This is a genomic window from Cryptosporangium phraense, from assembly GCF_006912135.1.
GTDB lineage: Bacteria > Actinomycetota > Actinomycetes > Mycobacteriales > Cryptosporangiaceae > Cryptosporangium > Cryptosporangium phraense.
Map to the genome: position 1 here is coordinate 137,650 of NZ_VIRS01000006.1, position 15,110 is coordinate 152,759.

The 15,110-nt window shown below is 69.0% G+C and carries 17 protein-coding genes; 10 read left to right on the top strand and 7 right to left on the bottom strand.

The window, feature by feature from the left end:
• Positions 1-97 precede the first annotated feature (97 nt).
• From FL583_RS10885 to FL583_RS10910, 6 genes are all read left to right on the top strand, one after another.
• Complete coding sequence (locus FL583_RS10885; RefSeq protein ID WP_142704451.1) at positions 98-1,396, top strand: ABC transporter substrate-binding protein; 1,299 nt, start codon at positions 98-100, stop codon at positions 1,394-1,396.
• Positions 1,397-1,468: 72 nt separating this feature from the next.
• Positions 1,469-2,416: a carbohydrate ABC transporter permease gene (locus tag FL583_RS10890; protein ID WP_142704452.1), complete on the top strand. Its 948-nt coding sequence runs from the start codon at positions 1,469-1,471 to the stop codon at positions 2,414-2,416.
• Entirely contained in the window at positions 2,413-3,288 is an 876-nt protein-coding gene (locus FL583_RS10895; RefSeq protein ID WP_142704453.1) for a carbohydrate ABC transporter permease, read from the top strand. The genes FL583_RS10890 and FL583_RS10895 overlap by 4 nt, the downstream gene beginning before the upstream one ends.
• A 10-nt stretch (positions 3,289-3,298) precedes the next feature.
• Complete coding sequence (locus FL583_RS10900; RefSeq protein WP_142704454.1) at positions 3,299-4,288, top strand: zinc-dependent alcohol dehydrogenase family protein; 990 nt, start codon at positions 3,299-3,301, stop codon at positions 4,286-4,288.
• A complete protein-coding gene (locus FL583_RS10905) occupies positions 4,285-5,757 on the top strand; it encodes an FGGY-family carbohydrate kinase (RefSeq protein WP_142704455.1) in 1,473 nt (490 codons plus the stop codon). Before FL583_RS10900 ends, FL583_RS10905 begins: the two co-directional genes overlap by 4 nt.
• A 104-nt stretch (positions 5,758-5,861) precedes the next feature.
• On the top strand, positions 5,862-7,112 hold the full coding sequence (locus FL583_RS10910) for an MFS transporter (protein ID WP_142704456.1): 1,251 nt from the start codon (positions 5,862-5,864) through the stop codon (positions 7,110-7,112).
• On the opposite strand, the gene FL583_RS10915 is transcribed toward FL583_RS10910, so the two are convergent.
• The 5 genes from FL583_RS10915 to FL583_RS40040 form a co-directional block, all read right to left on the bottom strand.
• Positions 7,096-7,851: an amino acid ABC transporter ATP-binding protein gene (locus FL583_RS10915; RefSeq protein ID WP_142704616.1), complete on the bottom strand. Its 756-nt coding sequence runs from the start codon at positions 7,849-7,851 to the stop codon at positions 7,096-7,098. The genes FL583_RS10910 and FL583_RS10915 overlap by 17 nt on opposite strands.
• On the bottom strand, positions 7,830-8,681 hold the full coding sequence (locus FL583_RS10920; RefSeq protein ID WP_142704457.1) for an amino acid ABC transporter permease: 852 nt from the start codon (positions 8,679-8,681) through the stop codon (positions 7,830-7,832). Before FL583_RS10920 ends, FL583_RS10915 begins: the two co-directional genes overlap by 22 nt.
• Positions 8,678-9,556: an ABC transporter substrate-binding protein gene (locus FL583_RS10925; RefSeq protein WP_142704458.1), complete on the bottom strand. Its 879-nt coding sequence runs from the start codon at positions 9,554-9,556 to the stop codon at positions 8,678-8,680. Before FL583_RS10925 ends, FL583_RS10920 begins: the two co-directional genes overlap by 4 nt.
• A 112-nt stretch (positions 9,557-9,668) precedes the next feature.
• Positions 9,669-9,932, bottom strand: coding sequence for a hypothetical protein (locus tag FL583_RS10930; RefSeq protein ID WP_142704459.1), 264 nt, complete (start codon positions 9,930-9,932; stop codon positions 9,669-9,671).
• Positions 9,933-10,690: 758 nt separating this feature from the next.
• Positions 10,691-10,837: a hypothetical protein gene (locus FL583_RS40040; RefSeq protein ID WP_170323590.1), complete on the bottom strand. Its 147-nt coding sequence runs from the start codon at positions 10,835-10,837 to the stop codon at positions 10,691-10,693.
• Between the two features lie 213 nt (positions 10,838-11,050).
• Between FL583_RS40040 and FL583_RS10935 the strand changes: the two genes are divergently transcribed.
• The 4 genes from FL583_RS10935 to FL583_RS10950 are packed head-to-tail and all read left to right on the top strand — an operon-like array spanning position 11,051 to position 13,397.
• Positions 11,051-11,383: a hypothetical protein gene (locus FL583_RS10935; RefSeq protein ID WP_142704460.1), complete on the top strand. Its 333-nt coding sequence runs from the start codon at positions 11,051-11,053 to the stop codon at positions 11,381-11,383.
• Positions 11,384-11,387: 4 nt separating this feature from the next.
• Positions 11,388-12,548, top strand: a complete 1,161-nt coding sequence (locus FL583_RS10940) for a glutathionylspermidine synthase family protein (protein ID WP_142704461.1) — start codon at positions 11,388-11,390, stop codon at positions 12,546-12,548.
• 8 nt (positions 12,549-12,556) lie between these two features.
• Complete coding sequence (locus FL583_RS10945; RefSeq protein WP_142704462.1) at positions 12,557-13,021, top strand: DUF350 domain-containing protein; 465 nt, start codon at positions 12,557-12,559, stop codon at positions 13,019-13,021.
• A gap of 4 nt (positions 13,022-13,025) precedes the next feature.
• Entirely contained in the window at positions 13,026-13,397 is a 372-nt protein-coding gene (locus FL583_RS10950) for an NADH-quinone oxidoreductase subunit A (RefSeq protein ID WP_142704463.1), read from the top strand.
• Here FL583_RS10950 and FL583_RS10955 read toward each other — a convergent pair.
• Positions 13,384-14,094, bottom strand: a complete 711-nt coding sequence (locus FL583_RS10955) for an ABC transporter ATP-binding protein (protein ID WP_142704464.1) — start codon at positions 14,092-14,094, stop codon at positions 13,384-13,386. The two genes, FL583_RS10950 and FL583_RS10955, sit on opposite strands and share 14 nt — an antisense overlap.
• A complete protein-coding gene (locus tag FL583_RS10960; protein WP_142704465.1) occupies positions 14,091-15,110 on the bottom strand; it encodes a taurine ABC transporter substrate-binding protein in 1,020 nt (339 codons plus the stop codon). The genes FL583_RS10955 and FL583_RS10960 overlap by 4 nt, the downstream gene beginning before the upstream one ends.

Here is a 15,110-nt window from a genome sequence, read left to right on the forward strand (position 1 = left end):
CCCGTAAATCACTCCATCGGAGGCGCTCGTGGCTCTCGCTGGTGTCAGGCCATTACGCAGAGTAGTTGCTTCGCTCTCTGCTGTCGTTCTCGCGTCGATGGCGCTCAGCGCCTGTAGCGGCGCGGGTGGCGGCGGATCGTCGAGCGACAGCAAGACGGTCAACGTCCTGATGGTCAACAACCCGCAGATGCTCGACATCCAGAAGTTGACTGCCGACAACTTCACCAAGGAAACCGGCATCAAGGTCAACTACACGGTCCTGCCGGAGAACGACGTCCGCGACAAGATCAGCCAGGAGTTCTCCAGCCAGGCCGGTCAGTACGACGTCGCGACGATCTCGAACTTCGAGGTGCCGTCGTACGCGAAGAACAACTGGCTGGCTCCGCTCGACGACTACGTCAGCAAGGACAAGGAATTCAACCAGGACGACGTCCTCGGTTCGATGACCAAGTCGCTGACCGCGGAGGACGGCAAGCTCTACGCCGAGCCGTTCTACGGCGAGTCGTCGTTCCTCATGTACCGCAAGGACGTCTTCGCGGCCAAGGGCCTGAAGATGCCCGACAAGCCGACCTGGCAGCAGGTCGCCGACCTGGCCGCCAAGGTCGACAACGCCCAGCCCGGCATGCGGGGCATCTGCCTCCGCGGCCTCCCCGGCTGGGGTGAGGTCTTCGCTCCGCTGACGACCGTCGTCAACACGTTCGGCGGCACCTGGTTCGAGAAGGACTGGACGCCGAAGGTCAACGCGCCGGAGTTCCAGCAGGCGACGCAGTTCTACGTGGACTTGGTCCGCAAGCACGGCGAGTCCGGCGCCCCGCAGGCCGGCTTCACCGAGTGCCTGAACAACATGCAGCAGAGCAAGGTCGCGATGTGGTACGACGCCACCTCGGCCGCCGGTTCGCTCGAGGCCAAGGACTCGCCGGTCGCCGGCAAGCTGGGCTTCGTCGAGGCGCCGGTCGTCAAGACCAAGAGCTCGGGCTGGCTGTACACCTGGGCCTGGGCGGTCCAGAAGGCCAGCAAGCGGCAGGACAACGCCTGGAAGTTCATCTCCTGGGCGTCCAGCAAGAAGTACGAGGACCTGGTCGGCAGCAAGATCGGATGGGCGAACGTCCCGGCCGGTAAGCGTCAGTCGCTGTACGACAACCCCGAGTACCAGAAGGCCGCCGAGTCGTTCTACAAGGTCACGGACGAGGCGATCACGAACGCTGACCCGGAGAACCCGGGTGTCCAGGCCCGCCCGGCGCCCGGCATCCAGTTCGTCGGCATTCCGGAGTTCACCGACCTCGGGACCCAGGTCTCGCAAGAGGTGAGCGCGGCGATCGCCGGTAGGCAGACCGTGAAGCAGGCCTTGGACAAGGGTCAGGACCTCGCCCAGAAGGTCGCCGACAAGTACAAGTAGTCGCCCCCGCCGGCCGGGTCGCCCGCAAGTGACCCGGCCGGCACCGCCCGATGGCGCCCGAAGGGGGTAACCATGACCGCCATCGCTCCTCCCGCACAGAAGCCGGCGTCCCCGGAACGCAAACCCACCGCGATGCGTCGCACCGGTGACTGGGCCCGCCGGGCGCCACTCCTCCCGGCCCTGGTGTTCCTGATCATCGTCACCCAGCTGCCGTTCGTAGCGACGCTGGTGATCTCGTTCATGGACTGGAACTCGCTCTACCCCGACGACCGCGGCTTCGCCGGCGTCGGGAACTACGCCGACGTCTTCACCGACGCGACGCTGCGGAAGTCGGTCATCACGACGATCGTGCTGACGGTCGCGGTCGTGTTGATCAGCCTCCTGCTCGGGCTGGCCATCGCGCTACTGCTCAACCGTGCGTTCCGCGGCCGGGGCATCGTGCGGACGCTGATGATCGCGCCGTTCCTGGTGGTTCCGGTGGCGGCCGCGCTGCTCTGGAAGCACGCGCTGTTCAACCCCGAGTACGGCCTGTTCAACGGCATCCTGACCTGGCTGTTCGGTCCCGACGCCCCACAGCCGGACTGGATCACCGAGGCACCGCTGTGGTCGGTCATCGCGTCGCTGGTCTGGCAGTGGACGCCGTTCATGATGCTGATCCTGCTGGCCGGCCTGCAGTCGCAGCCGCTGGACGCGCTCGAGGCGGCCAAGGTCGACGGGGCCACGCCGGTGCAGATGTTCCGGTTCCTGACGCTGCCGCACATGCGCCGGTACCTGGAGCTGGGCGCGCTGCTCGGCTCGATCTACATCGTCCAGAACTTCGACGCGGTGTTCACGCTGACGTCCGGCGGTCTGGGCACGGCGAACCTGCCGTACACGATCTACACGACCTTCTACCAGGCCCACGACTACGGACGCGCGTCCGCGGCCGGCGTCGTCGTGGTCATCGGGACGATCGCGATCGCGACGTTCGCGCTGCGTGTCGTCTCGTCGCTGTTCCAGGAAGAGGAGGGCCGGGCATGACCGCGGCGGTAGCAACACCAACGGCCAAGCCGACCAAAGCCGGGCCGAAGCGCAGCAAAGGTGCACCCCTCCTCGGCCTGGTGGCCTGGATCGTCGGGATCCTGTTCTTCCTGCCGGTCGCCTGGATGGTGCTCACCGCGTTCCACAGCGAGCAGGACGCGGCGACCAACCCGCCGTCGCTCGCCGCCCCGCTCACGCTCGACGGGTTCCGGGAGTTCTTCGGCGCGACCAGCGGTGCCTCGCCCTGGCCACCGCTGATCAACTCGGCGATGGCGTCGATCGTGTCGACGCTGATCGTGCTCGCGCTGGCGATCCCGGCCGCGTACGCGCTGTCGATCCGGCCGGTCCGGAAGTGGACCGACGTGATGTTCTTCTTCCTGTCCACCAAGATGCTGCCGGCCGTGGCCGGTCTGCTGCCGATCTACCTGATCGCGCAGAAGGCCGGGATGCTCGACAACGTCTGGACGCTGGTCATCCTTTACACCTCGATGAACCTGCCGATCGCAGTGTGGATGATGCGTTCGTTCCTGGCCGAGGTGCCGGTGGAGATCCTGGAGGCGGCGGCGATCGACGGCGCCGGCCTGATCACCGTGCTGCGCCGGGTCATCGTCCCGGTCGCGATGCCCGGCATCGCGGCGACGTCGCTGATCTGCTTCATCTTCAGCTGGAACGAGATGCTGTTCGCCCGGGTCCTCACCGGCGTCGTCGCCCAGACCGCCCCGGTGTTCCTGACCAGCTTCGTCACCAGCCAGGGGCTGTTCCTGGCCAAGGTGTGCGCGGCGGCCACGGCCATCTCGCTTCCCGTCCTCGCCGCCGGCTTCGCAGCCCAGGACAAACTCGTCCAGGGTCTGTCGCTCGGCGCCGTCAAATAGGAGTTGCTCCATGAAAGCTGCCGTCATCAGCGGAGTCGGAACCGTCGAAGTGACGACCGTCGACGACCCGACGCCCGGCCCGCGCGAGGTCGTGGTCGACGTCTCCGCCTGCGGCCTGTGCGGTACCGACCTGCACATCCTGCAGGGGGAGTTCGCGCCGACGCTGCCGGTCGTCCCCGGGCACGAGTTCGCCGGGGTCATCGCTGAGATCGGCTCGGCGGTCACCGAGCTGGCGGTGGGCGACCGGGTGGCGGTGGACCCGTCGCTCTACTGCCACGAGTGCCACTACTGCCGGCTCGGCAAGAACAACCTGTGCGAGCGGTGGGCCGCGATCGGCGTCACGACCGCCGGTGGGGCCGCCGAGTACGCGGTGGCGCCGGTCGCGAACTGCGTCAAGCTGCCGGACAACGTCCGGACCGAGGACGCGGCCCTGATCGAGCCGCTGTCCTGCGCCGTGCGCGGGTACGACGTCCTCAAGTCGCAGCTCGGCGCCCACGTGCTGATCTACGGCTCGGGGACGATGGGCCTGATGATGCTCCAGCTGGCCAAGCGCGTCGGCGCGGCCAGCGTCGAGATCGTCGACCTGAACCCGGAGCGGCTGAAGACCGCCACCCTGCTCGGGGTGACCGCCACCGCGGCCACGCCGGACGAGTTCGACCGCCCGCGGGGCTGGGAGCTCGTGATCGACGCGACCGGCAACGCCAAGGCGATCCAGGACGGGCTCGGGCGGGTCGGCAAGGGCGGCACGTTCCTGCAGTTCGGCGTCTCGGACTACGCGGCCAGGGCGACGATCGAGCCGTACAAGATCTACAACCAGGAGATCACGATCACCGGCTCGATGGCCGTGCTGCACAGCTTCGAGCGGGCCGCCGAGCTGTTCGCCACCGGCGTCCTCGACCCGGACGTCTTCATCTCCGACCGGCTGCCGCTGGACTCCTACGCGGCCGCTCTCGATCAGTTCGCCGCCGGGAAGGGGCGGAAGATCGAGGTCATTCCGTGACTTCCCCGGCCGGGGGATACCTGTTGGGGATCGACGCCGGACAGACCGTCATCAAGGCGGCGCTGTTCGACACCTCCGGTCACGAGGTGGTGGTCGCCCAGGCGACCACCACCGTCAGCTCACCGCACCCGCACTGGCAAGAGCGGGACATGGACGCCGCCTGGGGTGCGGCGGCCGACGCGGTGCACCGGGCTCTGGAGAGCTCGGGGGTCGACCCGACCGCGGTGCTCGCGGTCGGGTTGGCCGGCCACAACGACGGGCTCCACCTCGTCGACCCGGCCGGCCGGCCGGTGAGGCCGGCCATCCTCGCGACCGATTCCAGGGCCGTTGCCGAGGCAGCGGCCCTGCAGCGGCCCGGTGCGTTGGAACTCACCGGCTCGGTGCCGCTGGCCTACAGCCCGGCGTCGATCCTGGCCTGGCTGTCGGTGCACGAGCCGTCGTCGCTGGAGAAGGCCGCGGCGATGCTCTACTGCAAGGACTGGCTGCTGCTGAACCTCACCGGCGAGGTCGTCACCGACCCGACCGACGCCAGCGCGTTCGCCACCGACCTGTGGACCCAGGAGTGGTCGACCGCGGTGCTCGAGCTGTACGGCCTGGAGGACCTCGCCCGGCTCCTCCCGCCGATGCGACGGTCGTCCGCCGTCGTGGGCAGCGTCACTACGGCCGCCGCGGCCCTGACCGGCCTGCGTCCGGGTACCCCGGTCGTCACCGGTTGTCATGACGTGGACGCCAACGCGCTGGGCATCGGCGCGATCGGCACCGGCGCGCTGAGCCTGGTGCTCGGGACGTTCAGCATCAATCAGGTGGTCGGGAACGCGCCGGTAGTGGACCCGCGGTGGCAGGCCCGCACGTTCTTTCCCGACGGCGCCTCGCCGCGCTGGTTGCACATGTCGACGTCGCCCAGCGGAGCGTCGAACCTGGAGTGGGCGGTTCGGCAGTTCGGAGGATCGTCGTATCAGTCGGTGATCTCCTCCGCCGCTGACCGGGACGGCGCCTTGGCGCCGGGGCCGGACGACCCGCTCTACCTGCCGTTCCTCTACGGCGGGCCGGTGCCGTCGTCGGGGGGCGGGCTGGTGGGCCTGCGCGGGTGGCACACGGCGGCGGACGTCCACCGGGCGGTGCTGGAGGGGATCGTCTTCAACCACCGCTGGCACGTCGAGGCCCTGGGGTCGTCGTTCCCGCTGGTCGGGGCCGCGCGCCTGTGCGGGGGAGGCGCGCGCAGCGCGGTCTGGTCACAGCTGCTCGCGGACGCGCTGGGGCTGCCGGTGGAGGTCACCGACGCGGCCGAGGCCGGCGCGCGCGGTGCGGCGATGCTCGCCGGGGCCGGCGTGGGGGCGTACGCCGGCCTCGGCGCCGCCGTCAAGGAGTGCGTGCGGGTGGTGCGTCGGCACGAGCCGGAGCGGAACCTGGATGCGCGGTACGGGCGGTACCTGGCGGCGGCGTCGGCTCTGGCTACTTTGCGTCCTTGACGTTCTGTTTCGGCAGGGACGGAAATCCGGGATTCGGCTGACACGGGAGGCGCCTGCTCCGAATATGAGTCCCACTCACGTTCTTTCGGTGTAGGGGCGCATCGATGACTGTCGGGATCCGGTCCGCGCTGGACGAGCCGACCCGGTCGCCGGGCGGCCGCTGGCTCACGTCCTGGACGCTCGGACATTTCGCGTTCTTCATGGTGATGTTCGCGGCGGCCCAGGTCGTGCTGCCCCGCCAGGCCGAGTCGATCTCGCCCGATCACAAGGAGACCGTGGTCAGCGTCGTCACGCTGGTTGCGGCCCTGGTGACGATCGTGGTGAACGTCCTGGTCGGGGCGTATTCGGACCGGACGTTGGCGCGCCGGGGGCGGCGGCAGATCTGGGTGTTCATCGGGGCGTTGGTCACGATCGTCGGGCTGGTGTTCCAGGGGTATCAGCACACGGTCGCCGGGATGGTGGTCATCTGGGCGCTGGTGCAGGTCGGGTTGTCGTCGATCAGCGCCGCGCTGACCGCGGCCCTGCCCGACGAGGTGCCGGTGGCGTCGCGGGCGCGGGCGTCGTCGCTGTGGGGGATCGCGTCGGCGGCCGGCCCGCTGATCGGCATCGCGCTGGTGAGCACGGTGTTCCTGGGAGTGCCGTCGGCGTACCTGGCGCTGGCCGTGCTGACCGTGTTCCTAGCGTTCCCGTTCGCGCTGGGGACGCGGGGAGTGCCGCTGCTGCCGACGGAGCGTCCGGCGGCTTCGTTGGGTGCGGTGCTGCGCGGAACGCTGGCGCCGCTGCGGTTCCCGGACTTCGCCTGGGCCTGGACCGGACGGTTCTTCATCCAGCTCTCGAACGCGCTGGCCCAGGTCTATCTGTGGTTCTTCCTGCGGGATCGGGTCGGGGTCGACCCGGACCTGTGGACGCTGTACCTGGCGCTCCTGTACACCGCCGGGGCGGTGGGGGCCGCGATCCCGGCCGGCCGCATCTCCGACCGCACCGGCCGTCGCAAGATGCTCGTCGTCGTGTCTTCGGTGCTGCAGGGGATCGCGGCGGTCTTCTACATGCTGTGGCCGGACACCTGGGCGGCGATCGTGGGGTCGTTGCTGTTGGGGATCGGGTTCGGGTGCTACGCGGCGGTGGATCAGGCGTTGATCACCCAGGTGTTGCCGCGGGCCGAGGACCGGGGCAAGGACCTGGGGGTGATCAACATCGCGAACAATCTGCCGTACGTGTTCGCGGGGGCTCTCGGGGGTGCGACGCTCGCGCTGTTCGGCCGGGACGACCTCGGGTATCCCGTGCTCTACGCGCTGTCGCTGGTCACCGCGGTGATCGCCGCGCTCACGGTGCAGCCGATCAAGAGCGTGCGCTGACGCGGCGGAGGAACTGCTGGGTGCGCTCCTCCTGCGGTTCGCCGAAGAGCTGGGTCGACGACCCCCGCTCGAGCACCCTCCCATCCGCCAGGAAGCACACCTGATCCGCGACCTCCCGGGCGAACCCCATCTCGTGCGTCGCGATCACCATCGTCATCCCGTCGTCCTTCAGCGACGCCACGACGTTCAGCACCTCTCCGACCAGTTCCGGGTCCAGCGCCGCGGTGATCTCGTCCAGCAGCAACAGCGTCGGGTCGGTCGCCAGCGCCCGGACGATCGCGACCCGTTGCTGCTGGCCGCCCGACAGGCGGTCCGGGTAGTCGGCCGCTTTGCCCCGCAAACCCAGCCGGTCCAGCAACGCCAGCGCCCGGTCTTCGGCCTCGCGACGCGCGACACCGTGCACCCGGCGAGGCGCCAGCGTGATGTTGTCCAGCACCGACAGGTGCGGGAACAGGTTGTAGGCCTGGAACACCACGCCGATCTTCTGACGCACCTCATCGACGTTCACCCGCGGATCGGTGATCTCCCGACCGGACAGGAAGATGGCCCCGTCGTCCACGGTCTCCAGCAGGTTCGCGCACCGCAGCAGCGTCGACTTGCCCGATCCCGACGCCCCGATCAGCACCGTGACGCTGTGCGCGGGCACGTCCAGCGACACGTCGTCGAGCACCACGTGCGGGCCGAACACCTTGCGCACGTTCTCGAACCGAAGGACGGTCACACCACACCACCCTGGGATTGCCGGCGATTCATCCGCGACGTCACCCAGTCGGTGAGCCGCGTCAACGGGATCGTCAGCAGGATGAACAGCAACCCGGCGATCACGTACGACGTGAAGTTGAACGTCTTGCCGCTGTAGATCTGGGCCGCGTAGACCGCGTCGACCGCACCGCCGATCGACACGAGGCCGGTGTCCTTGCTCAGCGACACCATGTCGTTGAGCAGCGGCGGCACCACCCGTCGCACGGCCTGGGGCAGCACCACGAACCGCATCGTGCGACGCCAGTTCAGCCCCAGCGACCGGGCCGCGGCCCGCTGCGACGGGTGCACCGACTCGATCCCGGCCCGGAACACCTCGGCGACGTAGGCCGAGTACGTCAGCACCAGTGCGAAGCCGCCCAGGTAGATCGGGTCGTTGGTCACGCCGGTCAGCCGCAGGGCCGGGATGCCGAAGATGCACAGCAGCAGCGTGATGATCAGCGGCAGGCCCCGAAAGAGGTCGGTGTACCCCGTCGCCAGCGCCCGCAGCGGGAAGAACACCGGCCCGCGTAGCGTCCGCATGAGGGCGAGGACCATCCCGAACGCGAGGATGAGGACCCCACAGACGACCAGCAGGCGGACGTTGAGCCAGAGACCCTCGATGATCGAGGGGAACGAGGCGCGGGCGGCCTCCCAGCTGAAGAACGTCTCCCGGACGCGGGGCCAGCCGGGGGAGCTGAGGATCCCAACGACCACCGCGACCGCGACGACCACCGAACTCGCGCCGGCGATCCCGGCCGAACGGATCGCCCGGGAACGGCGGTACCGCTCCCGGGCGAGCTGCCGCTCGCTCTTGACGTAAGAGGTCACTTCAAGACGGGCGCGTTAGTGGCCTCGGACAGCCACTGCTGCTCGATCTTCGCGAACGTGCCGTCCTTGGACAGCGCCGTCGTCGCCGAGGTGACGCACGACGTCAGCGCGGAACCCTTGTCGAGCACCAGGCCGAACTGCTCCGGCGTGCCGACGGTGTTCTCGAACTGCCCGACGACGGCCGCGTCGGTGATCTCGGCCCCGGTGATGTAGAACGCGGTCGGCAGGTCGACGACGATCGCGTCCACCTGGCCGTTCTTCAGCGCGGCCTTGGCCAGGTCGTTCTTCTGGTAGATCGACGGCTTCGCGGTCGGCTTGATGACGTTCTGGACGACGTCCAGCGACGTCGTGCCGACCTGGGCGCCGATCTTGTAGCCCTTGAGGTCGGCGACCGACTTCGCCTTGGCGGCGGGGGAGCTCTTCAGCGCGATGATCGCCTGCCGGACGTCGTAGTACCCGGACGAAAAGTCGACCGCGTTCTTGCGCTCGTCGCTGATGCTGACCTGGTTGACGTCGAAGTCGAACGACTTCTTGCCCGGGGCGATCGCGCTGTTGAACGGCACCGTGACCCAGCTGACCTTGTCTTTCGCGTACCCGAGCTTCTCGGCGACCGCGTACGCGACCGCGGACTCGTACCCCTTGCCGTTCGTCGGGTCGTCACCGGAGAACCACGGCTCGTAGGCCGGCTTGTCGGTGCCGATCGTCAGGGTCCCGGACTTCAGCGTCGGCAGCGCGCCCGCCGCGCAGGCCTCCGCCGACGACGAAGACGACGCGGAAGCGCTGGTCGACGTGTCTTCGTCGGCCGGCGCACAGGCGGCTGCCCCCAGCGCGACGAAGAGGGCGAGGGCCGCGGCTGACAGGGGTCTCAGGGCCATGAATGATCTCCGACTCGAACGGTAGGAATTTGAATGCCGGGTCAGATTACGACCTGCCCCCGACCCCGACGACGCTCGGCGTCCGGTTGCCGCGAAACCGTAATGAGCCAGGTCACGGCTGGTCCTTCACCGCCCGCGCGACCCGCAGGAACGTCTCGTCCCGCTCGTGCTCGGAGAGGCCGGAGAGCGGGCGGCCCTCCGGGTTCGCGGCCTGGAAGTCGCTCAGGCCGGGCAGGTCGCTGAACACGCACGGGTTCACGATCACCGGCAGGATCCGGCACCCGCCGGACGCCGCGGCCCGCACCAGCGACGGCAACTCGATCGACGCGATGCACTCGGACGCCAGAAAGTCGCTGCTGACCAGCAGAATCGCCACGCGGGCCCGGTCGAGCGCGTGGTGGCTGTCGCTGACGAAGACCTGGTCGCGGACCCGCGGACGGCGCTTGCCGACGACCTCGTAGAGCCGGTCGGTCGAGAGCCGGCGCAGGTAGAACAGCAGCTGCGGGTCCTCGGCGACGAGATGGCCGGGCTGCGGGTCGTAGTGCAGGTGGGCCGCGATGTCGGAGTCCAGCCCGTCGGCGACGTGGCCGGCCAGCGTGGACGTCGTCGACCGCGACCGTGCCTTGGTGGCCGTCCGGCAGCGCGTCGATCGCGGCGCGGTCCGCGCGGTGGCGGCCGGAGAGCACCACGGCGGGCTCGGAGGGGCCGAGCCGCTCGAGCGCGCGCAGCAGCAGCGTGGTCTTGCCGATCCCGGACGGTCCCTCGAGCACGATCCCGCGCCCGGGGGCCCGCAGCGCCGACACGAACCGCGCGAAGTCCGGTGGCTCGACGAACGTCAGCGTGGGTGCTCCGCTCCGCTTGAACACGTCGTCCAACCGGTAGGTGACGGTTTCGGTCTCGGCGACGACCGCCGCGTCGAAGACGCGCGGCTCCACCGGCCGCGGCCTGGGCCGCCCCGGACCGTTCACCGACCGGCAGACGCTCCGCAGGCCGGCGTCGTCCGGCCTGTCGAACGACACCCGCCGGACCGTGCCCGGATCGCGGACGCTCCACACGGTGGTCGTCGCGAGAACCACGACACGTCGACGTACTTGTAGTCGCGCAGCGGCGGCGGCAACGGCGTCTTCTCGACCATCACCGGAACCAGACGGGTGGCGCCGCGGCCCAGAACGCGTTGCTCGACGCGTCGTCGAAAAACCGGGGCGAGACGATCAGCACGGTCAGCGGGGCGGGAGCGGACGCCATAGGCGTGTAGCCCAGCTCGACGAGGGCATCCGTCACGAAGCGGCCCCAGGCGCCGTCGGTCGGAGCGACCCCGAGCCGAACCTGACCGCCATGACCGACAGCGTAGTGACGTGTACTCGCGGAATGCCTTTACACTCGGTCGCTGATCGAACCGTGTGACCGGGAAGCGGGAGTGACTCAGTGGGCTCGACCGAACGCGAGATCCCGACCAGCCGGCCGGCCCCGGAGAAAAAGCCCGTGGGCCGTCGGATGAGTTCTTCCACGGTCAAAGTCGGGATGGTCGGGGTGCTCTCGCTGACGGTGGCCGCCTGCAGCAGCGGCAACGACGTCACCGCGCGCTGCGTCGACCGCAGCTCGTACCAGTCCGACGGGTCCTACCGGGTCATCGACGACGACTACTGCGACGACGGTCGCTACTACGGCAGTCACGGCGGCTACTTCTGGTACTACGGCGGCACCAGCCGGGGCTCGCGGATCTACAAGGGCACGACGGTCAAGCCCAAGGACGCCCACATCAGCACGCCCAGCGGCAAGACGATCCAGCGCGGCGGATTCGGCTCCCGTTCCTCCAGCGGCGGCTGACGCCGTGCGTCGCGAGAAGTCCACCCCGCGGCCGGGGTGGGAGAGCCTGATCGAGTCCCAGGGCCTGGCGTTCCACCGGACGTCCCATCCCGAGCACCTCACCCGGCCGTACTGGGACGAGTCGGTGCACTACACGTTCACGATGGACGAGATCCTGGCGATCGAGGCCGACGTCGAGACCCTGCACCAGATGTGCCTGGAAGCGGTCGAGCACGTCATCACCACCAAGCGCTACACGGACTTCGGGATCCCGGGCTGGGTGGCGCCGTCGATCGAGGAGTCGTGGCGCCGCCGCGACCCGCACCTGTTCGGCCGATTCGACCTGCGCTACGACGGCTCCGGCCCGGCCAAGCTGCTCGAGTACAACGCCGACACCCCGACCAGCCTCGTCGAGACGTCGATCATCCAGTGGTACTGGAAGCAGGACGTCTACCCGGACGACGACCAGTGGAACTCGCTGCACGAGGCCCTGATCGCGGGATGGCGGCACGTCGCCGAACGGGCCCCATCGGGGCCGGTCCATTTCACCTGGACCAACGAGGACGAGTCCGGCGAAGAGGTCATGACCATCGCCTACCTGCAGGAGACCGCCGCGCAGGCGGGCCTGAACGGGCTCTCGATCGCGGTCGAGGACATCGGCTGGCATTACGGGCTCAAGCGCTTCGTCGACCTCGACGAACGCGTGATCAGCACGATCTGCAAGCTCTACCCCTGGGAGTGGGCGGTCAACGACCTGTTCGGCAAGAACGTCATCGACGCGCTGCCGACGATGACCTGGGTCGAACCGATCTGGAAGATGCTGCTCTCGAACAAGGCCCTGCTGGCCGTGCTCTGGGAACTGCACCCCAACCACCCCAACTTGCTGCCCGCGTACCTGCGCACCCCGGGTCCGTTGCTGAGCTACATCCAGAAGCCACTGCTCGGACGCGAGGGCGCGAGCATGCAGATCGTGACGCCGTCCGGATCCCAGTCGACGTACGGGCAGTACGGTGCCGAGGGCTTCGTCTACCAGGAGTTCTGGGCGCTGCCGGAGTTCGACGGCCAGCGTCCGGTGCTGGGTGCCTGGGTCGTCCAGGACGAAGCCGCGGGCCTGGGCATCCGGGAGACCACCGGCTTGATCACCGACGACACGTCGTCGTTCGTACCCCACCGAATCGTGAGTTGAGAGGGCGCATGGCCACCGAGGACGTTGTATTGGCGCTGGACAGCACGTACTGGAACGCGGTCGGCCGGGGAGCCGGCTCGATCGTGGCGTACGCGGCGCTGGGCCTCGTGCTGCTGCTCATCGGCTACTACGCGATCGACCTGGCGACGCCGGGCCGGCTCTCGGTGATCATCCGGGACGAGAAGAACATCAACGCGACCGTGCTCGCCTGCTGTGCGGTGTTCGGCGTCGCGCTGATCATCGTCGCGGCGATCTGGTCGTCGGGCGGGCGGCTCGTCGAGGGGCTGATCTCGACCGCGATCTTCGGGCTGATCGGCATCGTGGCCCAGGTCGTGGCCGCGTTCGTGTTCAACATCCTGGCCCGGATCGACGTCCGCCGCCTGGTGCACGAGCCTTCCGTTTCGCCGGCCGCCGTGCTCCTCGGCGTGACGAACGTGGCCATCGGCCTGGTGACGGCGATCGCCGTAATCTGAGTCCGTGGACTCCTACCTCGGCCAGTACGCCTCGCTCGGCGCGCTGCTGATCGTCGGGATCGGGTTCGTCGCGGTCTCGTTCGGCGTGAACCGGCTGCTGGCGCCGCACCAGCCGTCGGCGGCCAAGCTGTCGACGTACGAGTGCGGGGTCGACCCGGTCGGTGGGAACTGGGCCCAGGCCCAGATCCGGTACTACGTCTACGCGTACCTCTACGTGCTGTTCGCGGTCGAGAGCGTGTTCCTCTTCCCCTGGGCGGTCGTCTTCGACCGCCCAGGGTTCGGAGTGGCGACGCTGGTCGAGATGGGAATCTTTGTCGGGCTTCTCGCGCTAGGCCTGCTCTACGCCTGGCGCAAGGGCGTCCTCAGGTGGACGTGACGGCCGCGCGCACCTTCTCGACGGCGGCCAGCACGGCGGGTGACGTGCGGGTCCGGTCGCGGTCGGCGTCGATCGGGAGGTCGAGGACGATCCGCCCGGGGCGCGGGCTCATCACCAGCACGCGGCTGGAGAGCAGCACGGCCTCGTCGACGCTGTGCGTGACGAACAGCACCGTGCGGCCGGCCGCGAGCCGGCTCAGCTCGGCCTGCAGCTTCTCCCGGGTGAGCGCGTCGAGCGCCCCGAACGGCTCGTCCATGAGCACGGTCGACGGCTCGGTGGCGAGCACCCGCGCGATCTGACAGCGCTGCTGCATCCCGCCCGAGAGCTCGTAGGGGGCGGCCTCGGCGAAGTCGCCCAGCCCGACGAGGTCGAGGTACCGCCGGGCGGTGGCCTTCCGCTCCGCCCGGGGCACCTTCCGCATCTTCAGCCCGAACTCGACGTTCCCGGCGACCGACAGCCACGGGTACAGGCTCGGCCGCTGGAACACGAAGCCGGGTTCGCCCTCGACGCGGACCGTGCCGCCGCTGGCCCGCACGAACCCGGCGACGATCCGGAGCAGCGTCGTCTTGCCGCAGCCGGAGGCGCCGACGATCGAGACGAACTCGCCGGGCTCGACCGTGAGGTCGGTGGTGTCGAGCGCCCGGATGCGGCCACCGCGGCCGTCGTACGTGTGCTCGACGCCCTGGAGCTGGATCATTGTGGAACGGACTTGGCGAACGTGGCGTCGACCGCGTCCGTGTACGACTTCTGCTCGCGGACGGTCGTGATCTGGCCGACGTCCTTGTTGAACTTCGCGGTCGCGAACAGGTTGTCGGGCAGACCCTTGCCGAGGTACTCGTCGCCGGCCTGGTCAGCGGCGTCGACGAAGATCAGGTCGCCCATCTGGGCCTTCGCGTCGGCCGGGCTGATCTGGAGTTCGGCCGCGATCGCGGTGGCGGCCGCGTCGGCGTCGCTCTTGATGAGCTTCACGGCCTTGTCCTGCTGGGCGACCCAGGTCTTCACCGCGTCCGGGTACTTGTCGGCGAAGTCGTCGGTGACGACCGCGAGGTCGTACGTCGTCTTGCCCTTGCTCGCCAGGTCGGCGCTGGTGACGAGCGTTGTGCCCCCGTCGGCCAGCAGCTTCGCGAGCACCGGGTTCCAGACGTAGGCGCCGTCGATGTCGCCACGCTTCCACGCGGCCAGGATCGCGTCCGGCTCGGAGTCGATGACCTTGACCGACTTGCCGTCGAGGCCCGCCTCCTGGAGGGCGGCCAGCAGGCTGTAGTGCGACGTCGACGCGAACGGCGTTGCGATCGTCTTGCCCTTGAGGGACTGGATGTCGGTGACGCCACCCTTGACCGCCAGGGCTTCGGCCTTGCCGATCACGTCGAAGATCCACGGCACCCGGTACTTGATGCCGGACGAGATCCCCCGGGACGCCGGGCTGGACCCGACCAGGCCGATGTCGACCGAGCCGGCCTGGATCGCCTCGTTGACCGAGCCGCCCGAGTCGAACAGCTTCCACTCGATCGTCGTGCCGTCACCGAACGCCTGCTCGAGCCACTTGTTGTGCTTCACGACCAGGTCCCCGTTGGGAATCTGCTGGTACCCGATGACGATCTTGGACGGCTTGCCGCCGGCTTTCGCGTCGTCGTCACCCCCGCAGGCGGCGGCGGTGAGCAGCAGGGCAGCAGCCGTCGCGGCCGCGAGCACGCGGCGCAGAGGAGTACGCAT